23 protein-coding genes are annotated in these 25373 nt (G+C 50.2%); 13 read left to right on the forward strand and 10 right to left on the reverse strand.

Annotated elements, in window-relative coordinates; genetic code table 11:
- Positions 1–2: 2 nt before the first annotated feature.
- Both ACJAYR_RS01400 and ACJAYR_RS01405 read left to right on the forward strand, forming a co-directional pair.
- A complete protein-coding gene (locus ACJAYR_RS01400; protein ID WP_415234945.1) occupies positions 3–212 on the forward strand; it encodes a Trm112 family protein in 210 nt (69 codons plus the stop codon).
- Between the two features lies 1 nt (position 213).
- On the forward strand, positions 214–597 hold the full coding sequence (locus ACJAYR_RS01405; RefSeq protein WP_415234946.1) for a gamma-butyrobetaine hydroxylase-like domain-containing protein: 384 nt from the start codon (positions 214–216) through the stop codon (positions 595–597).
- A gap of 3 nt (positions 598–600) precedes the next feature.
- On the opposite strand, the gene ACJAYR_RS01410 is transcribed toward ACJAYR_RS01405, so the two are convergent.
- Positions 601–1821, reverse strand: coding sequence for an FAD-dependent monooxygenase (locus tag ACJAYR_RS01410; RefSeq protein WP_415234947.1), 1221 nt, complete (start codon positions 1819–1821; stop codon positions 601–603).
- A gap of 79 nt (positions 1822–1900) precedes the next feature.
- Here ACJAYR_RS01410 and ACJAYR_RS01415 point away from each other — a divergent pair, with 79 nt between their 5' ends.
- From ACJAYR_RS01415 to xth, 9 genes are all read left to right on the forward strand, one after another.
- A complete protein-coding gene (locus tag ACJAYR_RS01415; protein WP_415234948.1) occupies positions 1901–3268 on the forward strand; it encodes an amidase in 1368 nt (455 codons plus the stop codon).
- A 197-nt stretch (positions 3269–3465) separates the two neighbouring features.
- The gene (locus ACJAYR_RS01420; RefSeq protein ID WP_415234949.1) at positions 3466–3804 is read left to right on the forward strand and encodes a P-II family nitrogen regulator; all 339 of its coding nucleotides are present in this window, start codon (positions 3466–3468) and stop codon (positions 3802–3804) included.
- Between the two features lie 10 nt (positions 3805–3814).
- On the forward strand, positions 3815–5131 hold the full coding sequence (locus ACJAYR_RS01425) for an ammonium transporter (RefSeq protein WP_415234950.1): 1317 nt from the start codon (positions 3815–3817) through the stop codon (positions 5129–5131).
- 225 nt (positions 5132–5356) lie between these two features.
- Positions 5357–6589, forward strand: coding sequence for an ammonium transporter (locus ACJAYR_RS01430; protein WP_415234951.1), 1233 nt, complete (start codon positions 5357–5359; stop codon positions 6587–6589).
- Positions 6590–6907: 318 nt separating this feature from the next.
- Positions 6908–8098 (forward strand): aminotransferase class I/II-fold pyridoxal phosphate-dependent enzyme, encoded by a 1191-nt coding sequence (locus ACJAYR_RS01435; RefSeq protein ID WP_415234952.1) that lies wholly within the window; start codon positions 6908–6910, stop codon positions 8096–8098.
- Positions 8099–8108: 10 nt separating this feature from the next.
- Positions 8109–10511 carry a DNA translocase FtsK gene (locus ACJAYR_RS01440; protein ID WP_415234953.1) on the forward strand — a complete coding sequence of 801 codons (2403 nt, stop codon included), beginning with the start codon at positions 8109–8111 and terminating at the stop codon, positions 10509–10511.
- A gap of 85 nt (positions 10512–10596) precedes the next feature.
- Complete coding sequence (locus ACJAYR_RS01445; protein ID WP_415234954.1) at positions 10597–11214, forward strand: LolA family protein; 618 nt, start codon at positions 10597–10599, stop codon at positions 11212–11214.
- A gap of 77 nt (positions 11215–11291) precedes the next feature.
- Complete coding sequence (locus tag ACJAYR_RS01450; protein ID WP_415234955.1) at positions 11292–11885, forward strand: hypothetical protein; 594 nt, start codon at positions 11292–11294, stop codon at positions 11883–11885.
- 26 nt (positions 11886–11911) lie between these two features.
- Positions 11912–12709 (forward strand): exodeoxyribonuclease III, encoded by a 798-nt coding sequence (xth, locus tag ACJAYR_RS01455; protein WP_415234956.1) that lies wholly within the window; start codon positions 11912–11914, stop codon positions 12707–12709.
- A 12-nt stretch (positions 12710–12721) separates the two neighbouring features.
- On the opposite strand, the gene ACJAYR_RS01460 is transcribed toward xth, so the two are convergent.
- Positions 12722–13333, reverse strand: coding sequence for a TetR/AcrR family transcriptional regulator (locus ACJAYR_RS01460; RefSeq protein WP_415234957.1), 612 nt, complete (start codon positions 13331–13333; stop codon positions 12722–12724).
- A gap of 67 nt (positions 13334–13400) precedes the next feature.
- On the opposite strand from ACJAYR_RS01460, the gene ACJAYR_RS01465 reads away from it, so the two are divergent.
- Together ACJAYR_RS01465 and ACJAYR_RS01470 are read left to right on the forward strand one after the other, a co-directional pair.
- Positions 13401–13559 (forward strand): hypothetical protein, encoded by a 159-nt coding sequence (locus ACJAYR_RS01465; protein ID WP_415234958.1) that lies wholly within the window; start codon positions 13401–13403, stop codon positions 13557–13559.
- A 13-nt stretch (positions 13560–13572) separates the two neighbouring features.
- Entirely contained in the window at positions 13573–14427 is an 855-nt protein-coding gene (locus ACJAYR_RS01470; protein WP_415234959.1) for a sterol desaturase family protein, read from the forward strand.
- Between the two features lie 10 nt (positions 14428–14437).
- On the opposite strand, the gene ACJAYR_RS01475 is transcribed toward ACJAYR_RS01470, so the two are convergent.
- From ACJAYR_RS01475 to ACJAYR_RS01510, 8 genes are all read right to left on the reverse strand, one after another.
- On the reverse strand, positions 14438–15544 hold the full coding sequence (locus ACJAYR_RS01475; RefSeq protein ID WP_415234960.1) for a GGDEF domain-containing protein: 1107 nt from the start codon (positions 15542–15544) through the stop codon (positions 14438–14440).
- A gap of 85 nt (positions 15545–15629) precedes the next feature.
- Complete coding sequence (locus tag ACJAYR_RS01480) at positions 15630–16256, reverse strand: hypothetical protein (protein WP_415234961.1); 627 nt, start codon at positions 16254–16256, stop codon at positions 15630–15632.
- 124 nt (positions 16257–16380) lie between these two features.
- Positions 16381–16869, reverse strand: a complete 489-nt coding sequence (locus ACJAYR_RS01485) for a class I SAM-dependent methyltransferase (protein WP_415234962.1) — start codon at positions 16867–16869, stop codon at positions 16381–16383.
- The gene (gene queG / locus ACJAYR_RS01490) at positions 16853–18001 is read right to left on the reverse strand and encodes a tRNA epoxyqueuosine(34) reductase QueG (protein ID WP_415234963.1); all 1149 of its coding nucleotides are present in this window, start codon (positions 17999–18001) and stop codon (positions 16853–16855) included. The genes ACJAYR_RS01485 and queG overlap by 17 nt, the downstream gene beginning before the upstream one ends.
- 32 nt (positions 18002–18033) lie before the next feature.
- The gene (locus tag ACJAYR_RS01495; protein ID WP_169543869.1) at positions 18034–18702 is read right to left on the reverse strand and encodes a glutathione S-transferase family protein; all 669 of its coding nucleotides are present in this window, start codon (positions 18700–18702) and stop codon (positions 18034–18036) included.
- Between the two features lie 76 nt (positions 18703–18778).
- On the reverse strand, positions 18779–19048 hold the full coding sequence (locus tag ACJAYR_RS01500; protein WP_169543868.1) for a hypothetical protein: 270 nt from the start codon (positions 19046–19048) through the stop codon (positions 18779–18781).
- A gap of 206 nt (positions 19049–19254) precedes the next feature.
- Entirely contained in the window at positions 19255–23802 is a 4548-nt protein-coding gene (gltB, locus tag ACJAYR_RS01505; RefSeq protein ID WP_415234964.1) for a glutamate synthase large subunit, read from the reverse strand.
- A 14-nt stretch (positions 23803–23816) separates the two neighbouring features.
- Positions 23817–25250 carry an NAD(P)-dependent oxidoreductase gene (locus ACJAYR_RS01510; protein WP_415234965.1) on the reverse strand — a complete coding sequence of 478 codons (1434 nt, stop codon included), beginning with the start codon at positions 25248–25250 and terminating at the stop codon, positions 23817–23819.
- Positions 25251–25373: the final 123 nt, after the last annotated feature.

A 25373-nucleotide genomic window follows, 5' to 3' on the forward strand; every position in this document is an offset into this window, starting at 1 on the left:
CCGTGACCAATTCAATTGATACTGCCCCTGATCAGTCGGCCGTTGATCCCAAACTTCTGGAAATCCTGGTCTGCCCTGTCACCAAAACGACACTGGAATTTGATCGCGACAAGGCTGAGCTGATCAGCAAAAAAGCGGGTCTTGCCTTTCCTATTCGAAACGGCATCCCGATAATGCTTGTCGAAGAAGCCCGCACATTGGATGATAAATAGTATGACCGCAGATCTGTATGATCAGGCCGGTCGTCCAAAACCGACCGAAATCCGTTTGAAAAAAGAAGAAAAAATCCTGACCATCAGTTTTGCCGATGGTCATAATTTTCAGTTTCCAGCCGAACTGTTACGGGTGGAAAGTCCATCTGCCGAAGTTCAGGGCCATAACCCGTCGCAAAAACAGATTATCGCCGGGCGGCGACATGTCGGGATCATGTCTTTAGAGCCAGTGGGCAATTATGCCGTACGGCTAAAATTTGATGACCTTCACGACACAGGCCTCTTTTCCTGGAGCTATCTTTACAAGCTAGGCCTCACACAGGAAGAGGTGTGGGAAGCCTATCTGAACAACCTTGCGAAAAACGATCTCAGTCGGGATCCTTAAAGGTTAAAGCGGTTTTCCTTCAAGCAACCTTGGGAGTTCACCAACTGTCCCGCGGGCATGTTCCATAAAAAAGCCTTTCAAGCGTGGCATTTTGTTGACCGCCGCGAGACCCAGATCCCGTGCAAGGCGGACCGGGGGCACATCTGTCACAAACAGTTTGTTCAAACCATCGGTAATGGCCAATAGGGCCAGACTGTCAAAACGCCGCCAGCGCTGATAGTGATTGAGCATATTCTGGCTACCGATATCCTGACCCAGACGGGCTGTATCGACAACCACCTCGGCAAGGGCGGCAACATCCCGCAATCCCAAATTCAATCCCTGCCCGGCAATCGGGTGCATGCCATGCGCCGCATCACCAATTAACGCCAGCCTTTCAGAAATGTAGGTATCTGACTGATGCAGGGCGAGCGGATAACTCCAGCGCGGACCAACAACCTCCAGCTTTCCTAGAAAATCACCAAAGCGACTGGCCATCTGGGCCTGAAAATCGTCATCATCCAGCTGCATGATCTTGGCGGCCATATCGGTCTGCTCTGTCCAGACGAGTGACGAACGGTTGCCGCTCATTGGCAAAATGGCAAATGGGCCGGGATTAAGAAAACGTTCCTGGGCAACCCCGTTATGGGGATATTCGTGGGCGACCGTACATACAATTCCGCTTTGGTCGTAGGACCAGCCAACCGTCTTGATCCCTGCCATTTGGCGAAGGGGCGATTGACGACCGTCAGCGGCAACTACAAGCCGCGCCGTGACAACCCGGCCATCCGCCAGTTCAGCGGTCACGCCATCGGCCTCTCTTTCAATTGTTTTATAAGTCGCGGGGGCAAGTAAGGTCAGGGTTTCGATTTCGGCTGCGCGGGCCTGCAGGGCCATTCTCATATGGCGATTTTCCACCATATGACCGAACGGCTCGTCCCCTAATTGTTTATGATCATAATGCAGAAAAAACTTGGACGGGCCATCAGTGATGCGGATATCCAGCATGGGCTCTGCCTCAGGCACATGCGCCCAGACACCAATGCTTTTAAAAAGGTTGCGCGATGCATGGGCAATGGCCGACACCCGGCCATCAAAGTGACCTTCTACGACATTCGCCGGATCTTCACGCTCCAGGACGACAACCTCAAGACCCGCCGAAGATAAGGCGATAGCGAGGGGCAAACCATTTAAGCCCCCTCCGACTACCAGAATGTCTGCCTGAATTACCTCTGTCGCTGCCATTATACTTTTTCCAACCTTTTGTACCTAGCCGGGCAGACCTGCCCTTGCTCCCTTTTAAGATTATCGCTAACCTCTCACAATGACAAATTATTGGCATAGCTTATCCGCCCTTCAATTGGGTGAAAAAATAGAACGGGGCGAGATCGACCCTATTGATCTTACGCAATATTTTCTGGATCGGATCAAAGAAAAAGATCCGGACCATGTTATTTATGTCCGTTTAACCGAAGATCGGGCGCTTTGTGAAGCGCAGGCAGCGCGGACGCGCGCGCGCAACAAACAACGGCGCAGCCCGTTGGACGGGGTTCCGATTTCCTGGAAAGACCTGTTTGATACCGCCGGTATTCCGACCGAAGCGGGCGCCAAGTTACTTGAAGGGCGAACGCCTGATCAAGATGCAGAATGTCTGGAACGCGCGACAAGGGCCGGATTAATCTGTCTTGGCAAAACCAATATGCCGGACGTGGCGTTTTCCGGCTTGGGGAATAATGCCTGGACGGGCACAGGGGCCAACCCGCATGACCCGGACAATATTCGGGTTCCCGGTGGCTCTTCCTCTGGGGCCGCGCTGTCTGTGTTTCACGGCTTGGCCGCGGCGGGAATCGGTTCTGACACTGCGGGCTCCGTGCGAATTCCGTCTGCCTGGTGTGGTATCACGGGTCTTAAAACCACACATGGTTTGATTTCTCTGGAAGGGTCGGTACCACTTTCACCGTCACAGGATACAATTGGGCCACTGACCCAAAATGTCGCCGACGCAAACGCTTTATGCGCTATTTTATCGGGAAAGCCTGCGGCAGATCTGAAAGGGGCCTCGTTGAAAGGGGTCCGCATCCTGCGCGCGACAACGGTTTTTGATGATCTGGTGAAACCGGGTATCCAAAATCAGATTGCAAAGGGTTTGAAGCAAATGGAAAAAGCGGGGGCCGAGATTGTCGAGCAGGCTGTACCGGTTTTTCAGGACGTTCTGGACCATTCAGCAAAAGCAGGATCCCCCGCCAATGTAGAAGGAAACGTTCTCTGGGCTGATAAAATCCGTCAGGATCCAGACGGCATGTTCGGACCGATCGCCCGGCGGTTTTTATCAGCGGATACATTTAGTGCGCCCGGTATCGTCGGATTTTATGTGGCTTTGGCAGACTATCAGAAAAAATATCAGGCCCAGACCGCTGGCTTTGACCTTGTCGTTGGCGCCACGGTGCCTGACATACCGCCCCTGCTTCAACCTTTATACGAGGATGAAGAGAAATATCTGAAAGCAGCGATGATGTCGATCAGCCTGACTCGGTTGGGGAATTTACTTGGCCTGTGCGCAACATCGTTGCCTTGTGGATCAGCAAACGGGTTCCCCGTTGGAATGATGTTAATGGCCCCGCCCTTTCAGGAAGCCAAGCTTCTCAGACTGAGCCACGCCACCGAAAATTGTTTATCTGAATTGAATGCCTAATTTATAGACACTGCCCATTTATTAATCATTTTTACTGTCTATTTTTCAAGCAAAAACGTCGGATTTTTCCGGCGTTTTTTATTATCTAATTGAAATTAAACAATTTTTCACCTTGCTTGCGAAACTGGCACAGGTCTTGAAATAAAGAGGGCGAGCCAGGGGCAATCCCTATTGGAAAACAGGCATTGAGGTGAAAAATGAAACTCGTCATGGCCATTATCAAACCGTTCAAGCTGGACGACGTGCGCGATGCACTGACGGCTATCGGCATTGACGGTTTGACCGCGACCGAAGTTAAAGGCTTCGGACGTCAAAAAGGGCACACAGAAATCTACAGGGGTGCAGAATACGCAATTTCATTCCTTCCCAAGATTAAAATCGAACTCGCTGTCAAAGATGACATGGTTGAACAGGTGGTCGAAACGATACAGACAACGGCCAGAACCGGACAAATCGGTGACGGTAAAATTTTCGTTTATGACCTGAATAACGTGGTTCGCATCCGGACGGGTGAAACCGACGTAGATGCGCTTTAGGAGAGGAAATATGCGTAACAGTAAACAATCTTTGGCGATTATGGCAGCTGGTGCTGCACTCGCCGCACTTTTTCCAGCCAGCGCGTTCGCGGCTGTTGATAGTGAAACCTCATACATTCTCAATTCTTTCTCCTTCCTGATTAACGGTGCTTTGGTCATGTGGATGGCTGCGGGCTTTGCCATGCTCGAAGCCGGTCTGGTTCGCAAAAAGAATACAGCAACCATTTGCCTGAAAAATATCGCTCTTTATTCCGTTTCAGGCCTGACCTTTTATGTGGTCGGCTATAATCTGATGTATCTCGATGTTACCGGGTTCATTGGCTCTATCAGCCCGTTCTGGAGTCCAGACGATGCGGCCGCTCTTGCTGGTACTTTTGATGAAGGCACCTATTCTGCGTCTTCGGACTGGTTCTTCCAGATGGTATTCGTTGCAACAGCCGCTTCCATTGTATCAGGCGCGCTGGCCGAACGGGTCAAGCTTTGGTCTTTCCTCGCTTTTGTCGTTCTATTGACAGCAATCATTTATCCAATTCAGGGCTCCTGGGTTTGGGGCGGTGGCTGGTTGGATGCCATGGGCTTCTCTGACTATGCCGGTTCTACTCTGGTTCACTCTGTTGGTGGCTGGGCTGCTTTAACGGGTGCCATCATTCTGGGTGCCCGGAAAGGTAAATACGGAAAAGACGGCCGTGTTATGCCAATTCCAGGCGCCAATCTTCCGCTTGCAACATTGGGAACATTCATCCTATGGCTCGGCTGGTTCGGCTTTAACGGTGGTTCCGTTCTTGCCCTGGGTTCTGCAGAAGCTGTGATTGAAATGGCCAACGTTTTTGCCAATACAAACATGGCCGCTGTCGGTGGTGTTCTGGCCGCAATGGTCGCAACTCAGCTGATCTACAAAAAAGTCGACCTGACTATGGCATTGAACGGTGCAATCGCCGGCCTTGTCTCGATCACTGCTGAACCTGCTGACCCGTCCATGGGAATGGCCATTCTGATCGGTGCTGTTGGTGGTATTCTGGTGGTTGTTGCAGTTCCGCTTCTTGATAAGCTGAAAATCGACGATGTTGTTGGTGCGATCTCGGCTCACCTTGTTGCCGGTATCTGGGGAACATTGGCGGTCGCCATTTCCGATGCGGATGCGACCTTTATCGTTCAGGCCACAGGCGTTGTCTCCATCGGTGCTTTTGTCATCGTGACCAGCACAATCTTCTGGCTGGCCCTGAAATATACTGTTGGTATTCGGGTTTCTGAAGAAGACGAAGCGAACGGTCTTGATAAAGCAGAACTGGGTCTGGAAGCCTATCCAGAGTTTGGCCCATCCAGCTAAACACCCCGTAATCGGGCAGGCGCGTATATTGGGAGCCGCCTGCCCACTCCAGATGCAATTGCCTCATTTTTGATCTTAGATTGATTAAATTATGGGCAATTGCATCGTTATTAGCATCTCCTTCTTCCCCAGACTGCCCCAAAAACCGGCATTTGCTGATTTGGCACGCTCTTTGAGTACATCCTCCCCACACACCAAACGAACAACAAGCTTGGGAATGCGGGAATGGATTCAAATATCACAGGAACAGACGTTCTATTTATTCTGATGGGCGCCATCATGGTTTTCGCCATGCATGCAGGCTTCGCCTTCTTGGAGGTTGGCACCGTCAGGCGAAAAAATCAGGTCAATGCACTGGTAAAAATTCTGGTGGATTTTGCGGTCTCAACGGTCTGTTATTTTTTCATCGGCTATTCTGTCGCTTATGGCGTCGATTTTCTGGTCAGCGCCGCCGTACTATCGGGTGCGGAAACTACCGACGGATACAGCTTCGCCAGTAATGGCTATGATCTGGTCAAATTCTTCTTTCTTTTGACCTTTGCCGCCGCTATTCCAGCGATTATCTCGGGCGGAATTGCCGAACGGGCAAAATTCTGGCCCCAACTGGCGGCCACGGCGATTTTGACCGCTTTGGCCTACCCCTTTTTCGAAGGAATAATCTGGGGCGGTGCCTTCGGTATCCAGGAAATGATTGAAAATAGGTTCGGTGTTCCTTTTCATGACTTTGCGGGCTCGATCGTTGTACACGCCGTTGGGGGGTGGATTGCACTGGGCGCGGTTATTTTTCTGGGCGCCCGCATGGGACGCTATCGCAAAGATGGGCGAGTGATCGGAATTCCGCCGTCAAATATTCCATTTCTGGCGCTGGGCTCATGGATATTATGTATTGGCTGGTTCGGTTTTAACGTCATGAGCGCCCAGACAATCGACGGGGTTTCCGGTCTTGTCGCGGTCAATTCCCTGATGGCAATGATTGGCGGCATTCTGAGTGCGCTGGTCATCGGCCGCAATGATCCGGGATTTGTCCATAATGGTGCCCTAGCCGGATTGGTCGCCGTTTGTGCAGGTTCGGATATCATGCATCCCATAGGGGCCCTCGCCACAGGAACGGTGGGTGGCGGAATTTTTGTCTATGCCTTTAACTGGTGCCAGAACAAACTGCGTCTTGATGATGTCCTTGGCGTTTGGCCACTTCATGGCCTTTGTGGTCTTTGGGGAGGAATAGCGGCTGGTATTTTCGGCTTGCAAGCGCTTGGTGGATTGGGCGGCGTGAGCCTGCCAGTTCAAATTGGCGTGTCTTTGGCCGGTTGTATTTACGCTTTAATAATCGGACTGGTAGTGTACGGCCTTCTTAAGAAAACGGTCGGCATCCGTCTGGATGAACAGTCCGAATTTGAAGGAGCGGACCTTAGTATTCACAAAATCGGGGCGTATCCCGAAGAAGACCTCAAATTGTGAGCGAAAAATCAACATATAGCGTTTGGAGATGCATAGAAATCAACATTTTATGCTTTCCAATCGCCAGTGCTCCACCAAGTTAATTTTTATCACTTTTGTGTTACCAAACCCCAGACACAAAAAACAGCTTACATCTATAGTAGTATATTCTAATTCAGAACATTTGAGGAACATCATGGTATTTAATGCCTTTTGACGGCTACTGGGAATTATTCTATCGACCCTAAGGGAAATGGACTTGTTTCTCTTCTCGTAATTCACTAATTTTGTTTTTGTTTTGTACTCATTGCAGTTTTGCATCATTCTTAGGCAAATATTATGAACCCGGACCTGTCTTTATTACGGGGATCCCCCTTCGTCGCCCTACGTGAACTTCTTGATCCGCTCGCCCCTCAAACGAATATTAAGCCAATTTCGCTAACAATCGGCGAGCCGCAGAATCAACCTCCTGAACTCATGAAACGGGTTCTCAAGGAACATGACCATTTATACGGCAAATATCCGCCCGGTGATGGAACAGTTGAACAAAGAACCGCAATCGTTAATTGGTTGAACCGGCGCTTTACGCTACCAGAAGGTATGGTAGAGCAGGACACGCATATCACCCCGGTCAATGGTACAAAAGAAGCGTTATATATGTTGGCGCAGGTTTTAACGGACCGGTCTGACCCGGCCGCTGAAAAACCCTGCATCCTCATTCCGAACCCCTATTACCACGTCTATTATGCAGCCGCGATTATGGCGGGGGCCGACCCAGTTTTGCTGCATGCCAACCGGGAAAACAACTTCTTTCCGGATTTGGACACCCTGTCTGAAGACGTTCTGTCCCGCTGTACCGCCTTTTTCCTGTGCAGTCCGTCCAATCCACAAGGCACGATTGCCAACCGGGCGTATCTAATCAAGGCGCTTGAATTGTCGCGCAAACATGATTTCGTGCTAATCATGGATGAATGTTATACAGAGATATACGATCAGGCCCCACCGACCGGAATTTTGGAAATACTGAAAAGTGAGGGCGGGTCGCTGTCCAATGTCGTCGCCTTTCATTCACTGTCCAAACGGTCAAGTGCAGCGGGACTGCGGTCAGGTTTTATGGTGGGTGACCCGTTAATCACCCGTGCCATGCTGAATTTGCGAAACTTTGCCGGCGCAGCGTCCCCCTTGCCCGTTTGCGCCGCCTCGGCTGCTCTTTGGGCGGATGACGAGCATGTTGCCTCAAATCGGACACGATATAAGACGAATATCGATATTGCCGAGAAACATCTTGAAGGCCGGTTCGGTTTTTATCGGCCGCCTGGGGGTTTCTTTTTATGGATCGATGTGGGAGACGGCGTAGAAGCCACGAAAAAACTTTGGACCAAGGCCGCTATTCGCGTGCTTCCGGGGGAATTTCTAAGCGTCACCGACCACACCGGGTTCAATCCGGGGCGGCAATATATCCGCATCGCGCTGGTATTTGACCCTGAAGTGATGGAAGAAGCTTTATCCCGGATGGTCAATGTTTTATAGAATATAGGTTATGAATTTTAAAGGCTCCGGATCAAAATCAATTTCCCTGCTTCCAAGCGGCAGTACAGACTTCCTGTACCGCCGTGCGATTGAGCTATTGGGCATCTCCCTGTTTGTTATCGCCCTTCTCGGGGTCTTGACGCTGGTATCCTATTCACCAGAGGATCCAAATTTTAATCATGCGACAGAAAACCCGGCCTCCAATTGGCTTGGCGTGATGGGAGCGCATATTTCTGACCTGATGCTGCAAACCATTGGGTTGGGCGCCATCGCCCTCATTGCCGGCCTTGTTGCCTGGTCCTGGCGGATCACGTCCCATCGGGGATTACGCTGGGGGTGGGTGCATGTTGCCTTGCTGCCATTTGGCGTTTCTTTCGCCGCAAGCGCCATAGCCGCCCTGCCTACCGGCGAAAGCTGGCCGCTAAATGCTGGATATGGCGGGATTGTTGGTGAAGTCATCTTTAATGGGCTGATCGTTGGTGGTCAAAAAATCGGCCTAGTTATTCCGACCTCTGCCTTAGGAATAGCACTCGCCGGTATCGCCGGCGTCCTGCTGGTTCTGGCCTTTGCCCTTCCCTTGCAGGAATGGTTAGGCATGGGCCGATCGATCATTTTTGCGGGTCGCAAGACCGCGGCATTTGGGGGCTATCTAAAAGGCCTGCGCAACAAAGAAGAAACGATTGATGAAGAAGATGCGATCCTTTTGGGATCTGCGCCGGAAGACAGCACTGCCAAACCAGAAAAGAAAACCCGCCGCCGGAAAAAGAAAGAATTAAAAGCAGATCCTGCTGATCGGGGAACAGAGCCAAAAATTGATGCACGGCGCAGCGAGGTTAAAGCTGGAAAACGGGTCGCGGCTGAAAAACAGGCGGCCCTTGATCTGGGCCCGTCGGATATTTATCAATTGCCGCCCTTAAGTCTTTTATCGTTGCCCGATACCAAGCTAGTGGCAAAACCGATCAGTGAAGAAGCGCTGCAAAATAATGCGCGCCTTCTGGAAGGGGTTCTGGACGATTATGGCATCAAGGGGGAGATCAGCCGGGTACGTCCGGGGCCTGTTGTTACCTTATATGAACTGGAACCGGCCCCCGGTCTGAAAAGTTCGCGGGTAATTGGCCTTGCTGATGACATCGCCCGTTCCATGAGCGCCATCTCTACCCGTATCGCCGTAATTCCGGGACGCAATGCCATCGGGATCGAACTTCCCAATCAGCGGCGGGAAACTGTTCTGTTACGGGAACTTCTGTCAACCGCCACTTATGAAAGCACAAACTCTAAACTGACATTGGCACTTGGTAAGGATATTGGCGGCGACCCAGTGGTCGCCGACTTGGCCCGTATGCCCCATCTGTTGATTGCTGGTACGACGGGATCTGGTAAATCGGTAGCCGTGAATACTATGATTCTCAGCCTCTTATACCGGCTCCCGCCCGAAGAATGCCGGTTCATCATGATTGACCCCAAAATGCTTGAATTATCCGTGTATGACGGAATTCCGCATTTGCTGGCGCCGGTTGTCACAGAACCCGGCAAAGCCGTGGTGGCACTCAAATGGGCTGTTAAGGAGATGGAGAACCGTTACCGGAAAATGGCGGAACTCGGCGTTCGGAATGTGGATGGTTACAATCAACGCATTCGGGAAGCAAAAAAACGCGGGGAAGAGCTGAAACGCACCGTGCAAACCGGATTCGACGCCACCTCGGGCGAACCTGTTTTTGAAGAACGGGTTCTGGATACAGAACCCCTGCCCATGATTGTCATCATCGTTGACGAAATGGCCGATTTGATGCTGGTGGCCGGTAAGGATATTGAAGCCGCTGTTCAGCGACTGGCCCAAATGGCGCGTGCGGCAGGCCTCCATGTGATTATGGCAACCCAACGTCCTTCTGTGGATGTTATCACGGGTACCATCAAGGCCAACTTCCCAACCCGGATCAGTTTTCAGGTTACCTCGAAAATCGATAGTCGGACCGTTTTGGGCGAACAGGGTGCTGAACAGCTCTTGGGACAGGGTGACATGCTCTATATGCCCGGTGCTGGCAGGGTTCAAAGGGTACACGGCCCCTTCGTTTCTGATGAAGAAGTTGAAGAGGTTGTCAAATTCCTCAAATCCCAGGGCTCGCCCAATTATATGGAAGAAGTTACCGAAGAGCAGGAGACAGAATTTGACGGCATGAGCGGCGGCGGCGGTGGTGGTGGATCCGAAGTTGACGCGCTTTATGACAGAGCCGTTGAACTGGTTTGCCGGGAGAGAAAAGCCTCCACCAGTTTTGTCCAGCGTCACTTGCAGATCGGGTATAACCGGGCCGCGCGGATTATCGACGAGATGGAAAAAGAGGGTGTGATCAGTTCCGCCAACCATGTTGGAAAAAGGGATGTTCTCGCACGGGACATCGAAGACCGGATCAATTGACAGGATCTTTCAGCGTTATCTCTGGAAAATACAGGACCTGCACATTACGTGTAAGGCTCGCGCGATTAATAAAGGCGGCTGACCAATGCAGAAAATGATACATCTTTTTATCTTGATGGCGATTGCGACGATTTCGTTCGTTGTTACGCCCGCCATGGCCGCTACGCTGACCACCAGTGAGAAAGAAGATGTCGCCCGCGTTGAGGACTATCTGAACGGCATTTCAACATTGAAGGCGCGGTTTTTACAAGTCAACTCTGCCGGCCAGATTGCAGAAGGGGACGTTTACATGCGCCGCCCCGGTCGTATGCGTTTTGAATATGAACCGCCCGCGCAAATTCTTGTTGTCGCGGATGGAACCTGGCTCATTCTGCATGACAAAGAACTTAAAGAAACCAACCGCCTTCCTTTATCGTCGACACCGGTCAGTGTCCTGCTAAAAGAAGGCGCCAAGCTCTCCGGAAATGTTACGGTCGTCTCTGTTGAGAAGGACGGAGGAACCCTCAGGCTGAATATCATTGATACAAACGAACCAGACGAAGGGGGCATAACCCTTGTGTTCGAAGACCGGCCACTAAAGCTTAGAAAATGGCTGGTGACGGACGCGCAAGGGAACACAACCAGCGTTTCGCTGAGTAATATGGAATGGGGTATTCCCCTCAAACCTGAACTCTTCAACTTTTCTGACTATGACTATGATTAACCCTGAACTGCCCACTGGGCGACATCAAAGAAGCATGATAGAACGATCCTCTAATTTTAGTCAGGTGAAATAAACGTATGTATGAAGACGACGAATTTGAGGAAGAAGAACTGGATATTGAAGAATATCCGACCCTGCGATCCGTTGCCCGATTTACCAAGCTGCTTGGCTCTGTGAACTGGTTCCGCTCTGTCGGTCTGGAACTGGGAGCGAACACCCGAAAAGTAGCAGAAGACTATACTCAAAATCTTGGATTTCCAGATGCCTATGTGGCGCCTGTAGAAAACTGGGAAGAAGCGGCCTATGCGGCGGCGAACCCGGATTGGAATACAGAATGGTGGGAAGCCGAAGAACAGCTGATGGCCTCTCTTACCGCTCAGGCACTGGAATTGATGACCGAGGAAGATCTGGGGATGGCCCTTTCCCATATCGCGGCAACCGCTTCCCCTGTTGTTCAGCACGCTGTTGAAAATCTTGCGGAGGAAGCGGGCATCGAGGATGAAGAACTGATCCGGGCAGCCATTGGCGCAGCCTTGCAGGCCTGTCACCAGTCTGCGCTGGTGTTGGCCGCCGGTGAAGAAGACACACACCCCTTCGCCTTGAAATACCAACTTTTCGAACTGGGACGCTGGCCAATCGGCATAACGGGCGGCAGTTTTAATCTTTTTTAGTTTGTTTTGGATCCGGAATAAATAATATGCGCCTAGTTACCTGGAATATCAACTCAGTAAGAGCCCGCCTTGCTCATGTGGACCATTTCATTCAAACCCACGATCCCGATGTGATATGCCTTCAGGAAACAAAGGTGACGGATAATGAGTTTCCCCTAAAAGCGTTTACAAAACAGGGGTTTGAACATTACGCAATTGCTGGTCAGAAAAGTTATAATGGTGTCGCGATCTTCTCAAAACTCCCGTTTGAGACGCTAGAAAGCCCGATCTGGTGTGACAAGGATGACAAACGCCATGTCGCGGTCCAGTTCAAGGATGGTACGGAATTACACAATTTTTATGTTCCAGCGGGGGGCGATGTTCCGGACCCGGAATTAAATGACAAATTCGCCCATAAACTGGCCTTCATGAGACAGATGACCGCTTGGTTTTCCGAAAAAAAAGCAGAAAACAACAAGTTCATTCTGGTGGGTGACCTCAATGTGGCCCCGTTGGAAAACGATGTCTGGAGCCACAAGCAACTTCTGAAAATCGTTAGCCACACACCGATTGAGGTGGATCATCTGAACGATGTCATGAAAAGCCATGACTGGATTGACGCTATGCGGCATTTTATTCCGGAATCCGAACGTTTATACAGCTGGTGGAGCTACCGGTCCAAAGATTGGAAAAAAACCAACAAAGGGCGACGCCTCGACCATGTATGGGTAACACCGGCCTTGAAAGAGACGCTGCAACATATGCTGATTGATCTGGATGCCCGCGATCGGGAAAAACCATCTGACCACGCGCCAGTCATTGTTGATTTTGCGCTGCCTCTTTAAAGATCCGCGTTGTTAGGCTTTCACCCAAAGATCAATCACAGACAGCAACAGTTTTCCATCTTCCTTGGCCCCTTCTCCGCCTGCAAGGGCAATCCGCAAGGCACTGGCTTCTATCAGGTCCAGGATCAATGGGGTCAGGGACGGTATCGATAGGTCTGACTTGAAGTCCCCTGTTTTTTGTCCAGCAATCAGCAACCCGTTCAGGGCCTGAATTAAGGATTGCCTGTTTTTATCAAAAATCTGGTAAATGGCATCGTTTCGCATGGCTTCTGAGAAAATCTCAGCGGTAAGTGCCGCATTGTCGGGCGCTCTGACTATCGTGAAATACCGCTCAATAAAGGTGTGGAATGTGCTCGTTGGCGATTGTGTGTCTTCCAACAGGCGTAAGAGCACAGCATTTTCCTGCGCTTCCAGTTCAGCAAGCCCTTTGATCAGTTCTGCCTTATTCTCAAAGTGATTATACAGATTACCCAGACTAACACCGGCCAGGGTGGCAATGTCCCGCATACTGCTTTGGTGAAATCCCTTTGTGATGAAGCAGGCCGCCGCCGCCTCAACAATTTTTAGGCGGGTCTTCGCTACTTTTCCAGCCCGGCTTTGGGCCGCTGTCTTTTTTTTGTCCATGATCTTGTTCCTTCCATTATTTAGTATATATACTGAACGTACGTTCATTCAATAGAAGAGTTTAATTATGGCTTTGAAAAAATATTGGTACTTAGGATTTTTAGGCGTGATCGGTGTCTGGAAACTTCCCCTGATTTTTGTCGCGGTCAGTGGTTTTGGTCCCTGGACCGATGCTTTGAATGCAGGCTGGTTTCTTTGGTTTTTAAATTTCATTCCAAAAATCTGACTGGAGCTTACTAATGCAATCCCTGGAAGAGAATTTTGCAGCCTATGAGGTCGCCTTTAACTGGCTTGCCTATATTGGATTTGGTTTTCTTGGCCTGATTTTATTGGAAATGCTTTTGGACTACGCCTTCAAGGCGCGCCAAAGCTGGAAAGAAACCTTCGCCAACTGGTCCATATATCTAATTGGCGTGGGGCTGGAATATACGGGGCTTGGCCTTGTTTTCCTGATTGGCCTGTCTCTTGTCTCTCCATTTGCGCTCACAAGCATGCCGGAGAGTGTTTGGTATTGGCCGCTTGCCCTAATTTTCGCTGATTTTCTTTATTACTGGATGCACCGGACCGAACATAGGGTACGGCTGCTGTGGGCGGTTCATGTGACCCATCATTCATCCCCTGAATTTAATTTTTCGACGGCGTTGCGCCTTTCGTGGTTCGAAGCGCTCTTTGAATGGGTTTTCCTTGTGCCCATGATTGTTTTTGGATTTGGAATTGCAGAAACTCTGGTCGCGTTTTTCTCGGTAGTAACCTACCAGAACTGGATCCACACGAACAAAATAGGCCGCCTTCCCTTTTTGGATAGCTGGCTGAACACACCGTCAAACCATCGGGTGCATCATGGGTCTAACCCCCGCTATATCGACAAAAACTATGGCGGCATTTTGGTGATTTGGGACCGTCTCTTTGGCACTTACCAACGAGAAGACGAAAAGGTTGTCTACGGAATTACAGATCCTTTGAATAATGCCAATCCATTTGTCATTAACGGGCATGAATTCATCGACCTGTTCAAAGATCTAAGAAAGGCGAAAACAGTGCTCAAAAAGATCCGGACACTGATGGGGCCGCCAGGCATGGACACCCGTCCGTAAGCGATCCGGTTCAGCTTTTCCCTTCGAATTCCCAATGATGCTTGCCATCCCGGTGGGCTCGCTCTTTTGCCTTATACATCAAGCCATCAGCGATTTTTATAAGCTCTTCTGGGGTCTCAAAGATTTTAGGGCCGACTTGCACGATCCCCATGCTAAAGGTAACAGGATATTTGCATTTCACATCGAAATCTTCGACGAGGCGACTAATAATCGCCTCGATTTCCAGTAGGGAAATTCTAGGGAAGACAATACAGAACTCATCCCCGCCATAACGCGAGGGAATATCAACAGATCGCGTTGTTGCCATCAGGGACTGCCCGACCTGAACCAGCACTTCATCGCCAGCATGATGTCCATGCAGGTCATTAACCGATTTAAAACCGTTCAAATCCAGATAAATCAGGACAAAGCTTAGATTGTGCCGCTCTGCAACTCGGCATTCATAACTTAACAGATCAAACAGCGACCGCCGGTTATGAAGTCCGGTCAACTGATCCCGTTGGGACCGTTCGTGCAGGCGGTTAAACATGCTGTCCACGCGGATCCCAACTTGGGACGCATATTTTTCTACTTCGCGGGTCACAGACTGCATCTCAGTCATATAAGCTTCGATATAGGCATCGAAAACAAGTTCTGCGTCAAATAACAGAATTTTATGCAGAGCCTGCTTGATGAGAATTGCATCCTCGACAAAACAGGATTCTTCGATTTCCTGATCCAGCAGGCTCTGTAACTTGGCGTGAGCTTTCATATACAGTTTGGGCCGAACATCCAGTCGTTTGTGAACTTTTCCAATTCGCAACCGGGTATTCACATATTTTTCGTCGTAACAACCCGTGAAAAGGCTTTGTATATAGGATTTCATGTACCCTTTAAGGCGTGTCAAAGTATCAATATCACCGATTGCCTGAGCGATCTCCGGATCTGATAACTGGAAGACGTAAAACGCTTCCACCATGTCATCGGTGACGTTTTTTATAGTCTCTTTGACAAGCTTGAGGCGTTCGGCGTCAAACTCTGTAAAATTCAACAAATGGAGTCTTCTTGCAATTTCCCGGTCAGAAAACCCCATCTGATCGATCAGGGTTTGTTCCGCCGCCTTCATACGTTCACTCACTGTCACACATCCACCAATTAGTTTTCTGTATCATGCTCGCCAGCCCTAAACATTTTCTTAAAAATTGACAGACCCAGTTTTATGTCTATCCGATTGGAAGAGACAGCCTCTCATCCCCTGCTATTCTCTCGCCCAGCGAATTGATAAGCGATCCAGTGATGACACCTTCATCAAACTCTACCGAATACCCAAACCCTTTTGCTTCACTGGCAACCGACCGCACCCAATCATAATATGTGTCTGTCATACCGGGATTTTGATCCGCACCCCGCATTGCCATTTCAGCAGCCGCCCCGATCCGCTGAATAATGCTGCCATTATGGGCACCGACCAGAGAATTTCTCAGCTCTTTTGCTGTTCCCTCATTGATCTCTGTTTCAACCTCGGCCAATAGTGGGTGGTCTCCGCTAACCGTAAACTGGCCCTTTGAATCAGAAGAAATTGAGACCTTGGTATTTGGCGGAATGTTATATTTCGCTAACAGGTCTTTCAGGGCGCCCTCTGCATTTTTAAGATGAACATCCGGATCCAGGATCAAAGGGGGAAATTCCGATAATAACTTCTGCGCCTTTTGGGCAGGTTCAGACAGCGTGACCTGATCGGATGGATCACTGCCTTTGGCAGGATCGGCCTTTACAAGACTGTTCGGCGAAGCAGCCGCTTCAAGATAACGATTGTGAACGGACTGAGCGGAATTAAGGGAGTTAATCATGACGCTTTCCTTTTTGTTTCTTGGGAAAACTCATGCAAATTAAATGCCAGTAAAAAACTGGCTGATTTACGCCAGAAAAGTGTGTTGCCTGATATTTTAGCCCGGCAAAAAACGCCAGATCCGGTCAATCCTGCCGGTAAATATGGTAACGACCTGGCGACACCGTGTCTGGAAGATCGATCGCTGACCAGCTGGCGACATCAAAAGGCTGATCACTGACAATCAAGGCACCTTTTGCCAGTAGATCCGGCAAGACAGCACCCAACTTATCGGCCAGTGAAACGCTGGCAGATTTATCACCTGACCCGATATCACAATGGGCAAGCTTTGCTTTTCCCGGCAATCGAGACAAGGCGGACGGCAAAGTCTCCGTAAAATCGCCCAAAAGCATATGGGCCTGATCGGGAATACAATCTGGATGGGCTTTCACATGTCGGTCGAACACAAAAATATCCTGTTCAGCAAACAAAGACCGTAAATGATCAAAGGTCCGGCCATTTCCCAATCCCAGTTCGAGAACCGGGCCGTCAACGCCGTCCAACATATCCGCCGCTTTATTCAGACAGTCTCGTTGTGCAGTTACCCGACGAATAAAGCTATCCAGTCTGCTCATCTAATCGTTCCTTCTTGGCAATATGCCATTCCTCTAACACGTCGGGATCACTTTCACGGATCCCATAGGCACCGTATAATTTATTAAAATCAGAAACTGACACCAATTGGTGAAGCGCCCAGACGGCGGCGACACGAATGATCGGGGATGGATCCTCAAGCAACGGCGTCACATGTGTCACTTGGGATCGGTCCTTCTGGTTTCCAAGGGCTATCAGAACATTTCTTATAAACCGGTTCCGCCCCAGCCGTTTAACGGGAGAGCCAGAAAAAATCTCGCGAAACGTTGTGTCATCCAGGCCTGCAAGATCGGATAATCGGGGCGCGGTTAATTCTGCACGCGGCATAAAGGCCATTTCACGGGATCGTTTGGCAAACTTGTTCCATGGACAAACAGACAGGCAGTCATCACAGCCATAGATACGATTGCCCATGGCAGATCGGATATTGCGCGGTATGTGCGCTCGGGTTTCAATTGTCAGATACGAAATGCATTTGCTCGCATCCAACTTGTAGGGCCCGACAAAAGCCTGCGTTGGACAGACGTCCAGACAAGCCGTACAGCTACCACAATCGCCTGTTGTCGGGTCATCCGGCGCTATTTCCAACGTGGTGAGAACACATCCCAGAAACAGCCAGGAGCCGAAATTACGACTGAGCAGGTTGGTATGTTTGCCTTGCCAGCCAAGGCCTGCAGACGCTGCCAAGGGTTTTTCCATGACCGGTGCAGTATCGACAAACACTTTTACATCCGCCCCAAATTCCTGAACGATCCAGCGGGCAATCCGTTTAAGGCGTTTTTTGATCAAATCATGATAATCTTTGCCTTGGGCATATACCGATATGATCCCCCGGTCCGGATGATCGGCCAGCGCCCGCGGATCAGAAACCGGCGCATAATTCAACCCAAGCACCAAGGCCGATTTTGCCTCTGGCCAAAGCGATTGCGGATGACGCCGCCACTTTTGTTTCGCGACCAGCCAATCCATGTCCCCGTGATAGCCGGCTTGCAAAAACGCATCGAGGTATTCTCCCGGTTTTTCACCGAAATCAGCAGAAGAGACCCGTGCTTCATCGAACCCCTGTTCCAATGAAAAAGCGATCAGGCGGGCTTTATCTGCTCCGTCAATCATGACGGCTCTCCAAACAACACCAGAAATGCGATTTAGAAATCAAGGTCAGCATAATGTTTTGGGGCGGGCATTCCGGGGAGGTTATCCGCCAAAAGAGGCCTGAAAGTCGGTCGCGATTTTATCCGCGAATACCAGATTTTGGCGCTGGGATGTTGCTCCCACGGGACATCTCCAAGATAGTCAACCGCCGAGATCTGCGCCGCCGCTGCAATATCGGCAAGGCTGAAATCTTCACCGGCAAGCCAGCTGCGCCGCTCTGTCAGATACGAAATATAATCCAGATGGTAATGTATATTATGATGACCGGCGCGTATCGCGGCTGTATTCGGGGTTCCCGTCCGCATCAGGCGTTTCAGGATTTTCTCTTCAACCAGATTATCCGTGACTTCCAGCTGAAACTTGCGATCAAACCAGCCCACAAGGCGCCGCACTTCAGCCCGTTCCGTTTTATCTTCGGGCAATAAGGGGCGATCTTGATAGGTTTCCTCGAGATATTCGAGGATTGCCTGGCTATCTGCCAGAACGGCCCCATTTTCATCTTCCAAAACGGGTACTTCACTGGCTGGATTAAGCGCGAGGAATTCATCCCGGCGCTCCCAGTCTTTTTCAACAATCAACTCGTAAGCCAGCCCTTTTTCATTGAGGGCAAGGCGGACTTTTCGACAAGCTGGTGAAATCCAAAAATGATAGAGTATACGCATGGCTGCACCATACCTTACCCCTTACAAATTACGAACCGTTTCCTATCCTCAGATCGTAATTTTTGTCATTTTTTGATCAGTGCAGACGTCGTGCCCGCAGTTTGGCACTTTTTTGCAAAAGCACAGAACATTCATCGCGGACCCGTTCAAACATGGTAGCCACATGAAATTTTCCCACAGCATCAAATTTGCGGACTTCATTATCCGCAGCCAAAGGAGCCTGATCGCCATAAACCAAAATCAATTTACGCGCGGCCCACATCACTTCTTCACGATCAATAATGGGATCGGCTTGATGTGTCGTATCGGTATTGGCTTCCAAGGAAACGGTTTCAGGAATAGTCATGCTTCTCTCTCCATATTTACATGACCTCTCCCAAGCAAGGACCGGGCCAAAAACAGAACCCTTGTAAACCGCCATTTTTCTGATTTCAGAGATCGGATGGCCGGAAAAAATTGACGGGCAGAGGGTGCCTTTTTCCGCAGAGGAAGATATTGCCCAGAAAAAAAAGCCGGTGAAAAAATCACCGGCCTTTATCAAAACAATCTGGATCAGGCTGTCTGTTGTTCTTCCGCATCACTCAACGGATACGGGATCTTATTGATCATTTCTTTTGGACAAATCTGCCAGAAATGATCCAATTCCATTTCCCAATGCGCCAAAAGTTTCTCGGCCAAAGGTGAATTGGTTTGTTTATGATGCTTCTCGATCAAAGCTTTCAATTCCCCTTCCCAGTGGGATGAGGCAACCCTTTGATATACAACGGATTCGTTGTTGATATTCTGAGGCAGGGTTTTCTTGGGATCATAAATATACGCCATTCCGCCGGTCATGCCGGCACCGAAGTTTCCGCCGACACTGCCCAGAATGACAATTTTACCGCCGGTCATATATTCACAGCCATTGGTGCCACAGCCTTCAACCACAGAAATCGCGCCTGAATTTCGAACGGCAAACCGCTCGCCGGCCTGACCCGCTGCAAACAGATAACCGGATGTCGCGCCATATAGAACCGTATTTCCAACGATAGTATTTTCGTTCCAGACAATTGGGCTTGATGTCATCGGGCGAACAATAATCGTTCCACCGGACAGACCCTTACCGCAATAGTCGTTGGCATCTCCCAGAACTTCCAGTTTCAGCCCCTGAACCGCAAAGGCACCCAGTGACTGACCGGCAGAGCCGCGAAGCCGAACAGTAATATGGCCTGCTTCCAACCCTGTCATACCAAATGTCCGAACGATATGAGAGGACAGTTTTGTACCGATGGCCCGGTGAGTGTTGCGAATGCTGTAAGCAAGCTGGCGTTTCTCACCGCCGTTATTAAACACGCTCGCGGCATCCATGATCATCCGGGCATCCAGTGTTTCCGGCACTGGAACAGGTCCCGTATTGGTACAGACACGAGGATTATTACCCGCATCGGCTTCGGCCAGAAGTGGGTTCAAATCAAGATCATCCAGATGCGCAGACCCACGACTGACCTGCGTCAGCATATTACTGCGTCCAACAATTTCTTCTAGTGAGCGATATCCCAATGAAGCCAGAATCTCACGAACCTCTTCTGCCAGGAAACTGAAAAGGTTGACCACTTTGTCGGCCGTACCTTCATATTTCTTGATCAGTTCTTCATCCTGCGTACAAATCCCGACAGGACAGGTGTTTGAGTGACATTGACGCACAAGAATACAACCCAGCGCGACAAGGGCACCGGTTCCCAGACCATATTCTTCACCGCCCATCAGGGCACTGATCACAATATCACGGCCGGTTTTCATACCGCCATCGACCCGCAGCAAGACAGAATGGCGCAACTTGTTCAAGGTCAGAACCTGATTGACTTCCGGCAAGCCCATTTCCCACGGCACACCGGCATATTTAACAGATGTTTGCGGGCTGGCACCGGTACCACCGGAATTACCAGAAATCATGATCACGTCCGCTTTCGCTTTGGCAACACCCGCCGCAACCGTCCCGATACCGGCTTCCGCCACCAGTTTCACACACACACGGGCTTCAGGGTTGATCTGTTTCAAATCATAGATCAGCTGAGCCAGATCCTCGATCGAATAGATGTCATGATGCGGAGGCGGTGAAATCAAGGTCACGCCCGGTGTTGAGTTCCGCAACTTGGCGATCATTTCAGACACTTTAAAGCCTGGAAGCTGCCCGCCTTCACCCGGTTTCGCGCCTTGCGCAACTTTAATTTCGATCTCTTCACAATTATTCAGATATTCGGCAGTCACACCAAACCGGCCCGAAGCAATCTGCTTAATCGCAGAATTGGCATTGTCGCCATTTGGACGCGGTGTAAACCGGCTGACATCTTCGCCGCCTTCCCCACTGTCCGATTTACCACCAATGCGGTTCATGGCAATTGCCAACGTCTCGTGCGCTTCCTTGGACAGCGCGCCAAGGCTCATCGCACCGGTAACAAACCGTTTGCGGATTTCGGTGATGCTTTCCACTTCATCAATCGAAATCGGCGCCCGGTCTGACTTGAAATCCAACAGATCGCGCAAATTAACAGGGGCCATTCGGCTCATGCCCTCTACATATTTTTTGTAAAGGGAATAACTGTCTTTTTCCACGGCGGTCTGAAGGATATGGATCAACTCGCCGTCAAATGAATGAACTTCGCCTTTAGCCCGATACCGGTACAACCCACCAACAGGCAGGGCAATGACATCTTCCTGATACGCTTTTTCATGCTGTTCCAGAACCTTGTGCTGAATACCGGGCAGACCGATACCGGAAATCCGGGATGGCATGCCTGGGAAAAACTCGGCAACAAGGGCTCGTGACAGGCCCACGGCCTCAAAATTATAGCCGCCCCGATAGGAGCTCAAAACGGAAATTCCCATTTTCGACATGGTTTTAAGCAAGCCCTGATCCACCGCCTGTTTGGCATTGGCAAGACAGGTTTTAACATCCAGACCTTCCAGCAATCCCCGTTCATGACGGTCGATAATGCTGTCCTGCAACAGATAAGGATTGATGGTCGTCGCGCCGACACCAACCAGCACCGCAAAATACTGTACGTCCAGACATTCCGCTGTTCTGATATTAATCGATGTAAAGGTCCGCAGGCCTTCATTTACCAAATGAGTATGAACACCACCAGCTGCCAGAATGCTTGGGATAGGCGCATGGCCACTATCCACATTCAAATCGCTGAGAATCAAATGGGCACAACCGCCGCGCACGGCATTCTCTGCTTCCTCACGGATCCGATGAATGGCAGACGACAAGGCATCTGCGCCCGCAGAAGGATCGAACGTGCTGTCAATCACGTGACAGCTATCCCCCATGTATTTCTGCATGGCTTCAAATTCGCCGTTTGTCAGGATCGGCGATTCCAAAGAGATGATTTCGGCCTGACTGCGATCTTCGTCCAAAATGTTGTTCAGATTACCAAGCCGTGTTTTCAGGGTCATCACACCCCGTTCGCGCAAGCTATCGATAGGCGGATTGGTAACCTGGCTGAAACGCTGACGGAAATAGTGGTGCAGCCCGCGATAATGGTTCGACAAGACAGCAAGCGGTGTATCGTCGCCCATAGAACCGATGGCTTCTTTGCCATCTTCAGCCATTGGCTGCAAAATCAGTTCCAGATCTTCAAGGCTCCAGCCAGCGCACATCTGCCGCTGACGCAACTCTTTGCGATCAAACTTGCGGGTCTCTTCCACATCCTTCAGGGTTTCTTCCAAATGGACAACATTTTCGATCCATTTATCAAATGGCTGCGCTGCCGCCATTTTGTCTTTCAGTTCAGGAGAGAAATAGAATTTCCCTTTTTTCAGATCAACGCCGATCATTTCGCCAGGACCCACACGCCCTTTGCGAATAACCTTCATTTCGTTGACCGGAACCATGCCTGTTTCAGATCCGACAATCAGCAGATTGTCAGTTGTCAGGGTAAAACGTAATGGGCGAAGACCATTTCTGTCCAGTCCCGCCACAACCCAACGACCATCCGTCGCACAAATCGCCGCCGGTCCATCCCAGGGCTCCATCACAGAGTTACAATAGGCATACAGCGCTTTGTGCTTTTCTGGCATGGCTTTGTTATTGGACCAGCTTTCCGGAATAAGCAGGGTTTTAGACATCGGCGCGCTTCGACCTGCACGTACCAGAACTTCAAACACCGCATCCAGCGCCGCACTATCAGAACTACCAGCCTGAATAATCGGCTTTACATCATTGGAATGATCGCCAAAAGTGCTGTGGGCCATCCGGATTTCATGGCTTTTCATCCAGTTTACGTTGCCGCGAATGGTATTAATCTCACCGTTATGGGCCAAAACACGGAACGGCTGAGCAAGATGCCAGGTCGGGAATGTGTTTGTTGAATACCGCTGATGATAAATCGCAAAATTGGACACAAAGCGCGTGTCCAGAAGATCCGGATAGAAACTGGAGAGCTGTTCTGCAAGGAACATGCCTTTATAAATGATCGAACGGCAGGACAGCGTACAGATATAGAACCCGCTGATATGGGCGTTCAGAACAGCCTTTTCGATCCGACGGCGAATAATATATAATTCCCGTTCAAATACATCATCATCCAGATCCCGGTTATTGGCGATCATGATCTGTTCGATTTCCGGACGGGTAGCGTTCGCTTTTTCACCAATAATCGATGCGTCCACGGGGACCTGACGCCAGCCGTAGATATGATATCCAAATTTCAGGATTTCACTTTCAACGATTGTCCGGCATGTTTCCTGCGCCTCAAAATCCGTGCGCGGCAAGAATACCATGCCGACGGCCAGCTTACCGTCCAAAGGTTCATGTCCGGTTCTGGCAATATGCTCTTTAAAGAAATCCTGCGGGATCTGAACGTGGATACCACAGCCATCGCCGGTTTTGCCGTCCGCATCAACCGCACCGCGGTGCCAAACTGCTTTCAGTGCATCGATACCGGCTTCAACAACCGCACGCGTTGGCTTGCCGTCAATCGCCGCAACCAACCCAACGCCGCAATTGTCATGTTCTTCGGCAGGCAGATACAAACCATTTTTAGAAAGATGTTCTGCGTTTTCGGTCCAGGATTTTACAAATTCTTCGCCGGATGTGATGTTTTTTTCATGTGTCATGTTCGTATCCTAACTCAGGAAGCCAGCGCAGCTTGATTTGCTTTTTTCAAATACATTTCAACGGAAAGAGCGGCATCGCGGCCATCGCGAATGGCCCAAACCACCAAGGACGCGCCGCGTACAATATCGCCCACCGCAAAAACACCATCCATGCTGGTCATTTTCGTAATTGGGTCAGCATCAATTGTTCCCCAGCGGGAAACCTGCAAGGCAGGTTCATCAAACAACGCCGGAATATCTTCAGGATCAAATCCCAGTGCCTTAATGGCCAGATCGCACGGAATATCCCGTTCTGAGCCATCGATTTCAACAGGCACCTGACGGCCTGTGCTATCTGCAATGCCCAAATGCATATCAATTGCTTTCACGCCTGTAACCTTATCATCGCCCAGAAACGCCTTTGGCGCCGACAACCAGACAAACTCAACGCCTTCTTCTTCCGCGTTGGTCGTTTCGCGCAAAGAACCGGGCATATTTTTGCGATCCCGGCGATACAGGCATTTCACAGATTTAGCCCCTTGGCGGATGGCTGTCCGCACACAGTCCATGGCCGTATCTCCGCCGCCAATGACGACAACATTTTTGCCGTCCGCATTCAGGGTTCCATTTTCAAACTCGGCAACCTCATCACCCAACCCTTTGCGGTTGGACGCCGTCAAATAGTCAAGGGCCGGCACAATTCCGTTCAGACCACTTCCCGGAAGAGCAATATCCCGTGCTTTATAAACACCGGTCGCAATCACGATCGCGTCGTGCTTGTCGCGTAATTCTGCAAAAGTCGCGTCTTTTCCAATATTGAAATTCAGATGGAAGGTCACGCCGCCATCCGCAAGCAGCCGCGCGCGCCGTTCAACAACATCTTTTTCAAGTTTGAAACTTGGAATACCATAAACCAGCAAGCCGCCGACCCGATCATACCGGTCATAGACATGAACCTGATATCCCCGTTTGCGCAGCTGATCCGCCGCCGCCAGACCGCCAGGGCCTGCACCAATTACACCCACAGACTGGCTTAACTCACGAACCGGAGCGTTTGGCTTGACCCAACCCTTTTCCCAGGCTGTATCGGTAATGTATTTTTCAACAGCGCCAATCGTGACAGATTCAAATCCTTTTTCGATAACGCAGGAGCCTTCACACAACCGGTCCTGCGGGCAGATTCTACCGCAAATTTCAGGCAGGTTATTGGTGGCCTGGCTGATTTCGTATGCTTCTTCCAGTCGCCCGTTGGCGGTCAGGTTCAACCAGTCAGGGATGTTATTTTGGACCGGGCAATGGACCTGACAGAAAGGAATACCACACTGAGAACACCGACTGGCCTGCTCAACTGCTTTGTCCGTCTCAAATTCTTCATAGATTTCCTGAAAATCTTCTTTACGAAGATCCGCACCACGCTTTTCAGGCATCTGTTTGTCGACAGACACAAATTTCAGCATTTTTTTAGACATTAAGGCGTCCCCAGCTCAAGCCCGGTAATATCCGGACCTTTTGACATTTAACATTTTGTTCCTAATCCCGTTCGGGCCGATAGGTGACAGCGCTCATCTTCATGTTTGAGAGGCGTCAAACCG

It is taken from the genome of Sneathiella sp. (assembly GCF_047631475.1).
Classification (GTDB): Bacteria; Pseudomonadota; Alphaproteobacteria; order Sneathiellales; family Sneathiellaceae; genus Sneathiella.

Bases quoted from the DNA above. Each gene is read 5' to 3' on its own strand.
- ACJAYR_RS01415 (WP_415234948.1), top strand. From the start codon at position 1,901: ATGACAAATTATTGGCATAGCTTATCCGCCCTTCAATTGGGTGAAAAA.
- ACJAYR_RS01410 (WP_415234947.1), bottom strand. From the start codon at position 1,821: ATGGCAGCGACAGAGGTAATTCAGGCAGACATTCTGGTAGTCGGAGGG.
- ACJAYR_RS01440 (WP_415234953.1), top strand. From the start codon at position 8,109: ATGAATTTTAAAGGCTCCGGATCAAAATCAATTTCCCTGCTTCCAAGC.
- ACJAYR_RS01495 (WP_169543869.1), bottom strand. From the start codon at position 18,702: ATGCGTATACTCTATCATTTTTGGATTTCACCAGCTTGTCGAAAAGTC.
- xth (WP_415234956.1), top strand. From the start codon at position 11,912: ATGCGCCTAGTTACCTGGAATATCAACTCAGTAAGAGCCCGCCTTGCT.
- ACJAYR_RS01465 (WP_415234958.1), top strand. From the start codon at position 13,401: ATGGCTTTGAAAAAATATTGGTACTTAGGATTTTTAGGCGTGATCGGT.
- ACJAYR_RS01435 (WP_415234952.1), top strand. From the start codon at position 6,908: ATGAACCCGGACCTGTCTTTATTACGGGGATCCCCCTTCGTCGCCCTA.
- ACJAYR_RS01480 (WP_415234961.1), bottom strand. From the start codon at position 16,256: ATGATTAACTCCCTTAATTCCGCTCAGTCCGTTCACAATCGTTATCTT.
- ACJAYR_RS01485 (WP_415234962.1), bottom strand. From the start codon at position 16,869: ATGAGCAGACTGGATAGCTTTATTCGTCGGGTAACTGCACAACGAGAC.
- ACJAYR_RS01405 (WP_415234946.1), top strand. From the start codon at position 214: ATGACCGCAGATCTGTATGATCAGGCCGGTCGTCCAAAACCGACCGAA.
- ACJAYR_RS01470 (WP_415234959.1), top strand. From the start codon at position 13,573: ATGCAATCCCTGGAAGAGAATTTTGCAGCCTATGAGGTCGCCTTTAAC.
- ACJAYR_RS01430 (WP_415234951.1), top strand. From the start codon at position 5,357: ATGGATTCAAATATCACAGGAACAGACGTTCTATTTATTCTGATGGGC.
- ACJAYR_RS01460 (WP_415234957.1), bottom strand. From the start codon at position 13,333: ATGGACAAAAAAAAGACAGCGGCCCAAAGCCGGGCTGGAAAAGTAGCG.
- ACJAYR_RS01450 (WP_415234955.1), top strand. From the start codon at position 11,292: ATGTATGAAGACGACGAATTTGAGGAAGAAGAACTGGATATTGAAGAA.
- queG (WP_415234963.1), bottom strand. From the start codon at position 18,001: ATGATTGACGGAGCAGATAAAGCCCGCCTGATCGCTTTTTCATTGGAA.
- gltB (WP_415234964.1), bottom strand. From the start codon at position 23,802: ATGACACATGAAAAAAACATCACATCCGGCGAAGAATTTGTAAAATCC.
- ACJAYR_RS01500 (WP_169543868.1), bottom strand. From the start codon at position 19,048: ATGACTATTCCTGAAACCGTTTCCTTGGAAGCCAATACCGATACGACA.
- ACJAYR_RS01420 (WP_415234949.1), top strand. From the start codon at position 3,466: ATGAAACTCGTCATGGCCATTATCAAACCGTTCAAGCTGGACGACGTG.
- ACJAYR_RS01510 (WP_415234965.1), bottom strand. From the start codon at position 25,250: ATGTCTAAAAAAATGCTGAAATTTGTGTCTGTCGACAAACAGATGCCT.
- ACJAYR_RS01425 (WP_415234950.1), top strand. From the start codon at position 3,815: ATGCGTAACAGTAAACAATCTTTGGCGATTATGGCAGCTGGTGCTGCA.
- ACJAYR_RS01445 (WP_415234954.1), top strand. From the start codon at position 10,597: ATGCAGAAAATGATACATCTTTTTATCTTGATGGCGATTGCGACGATT.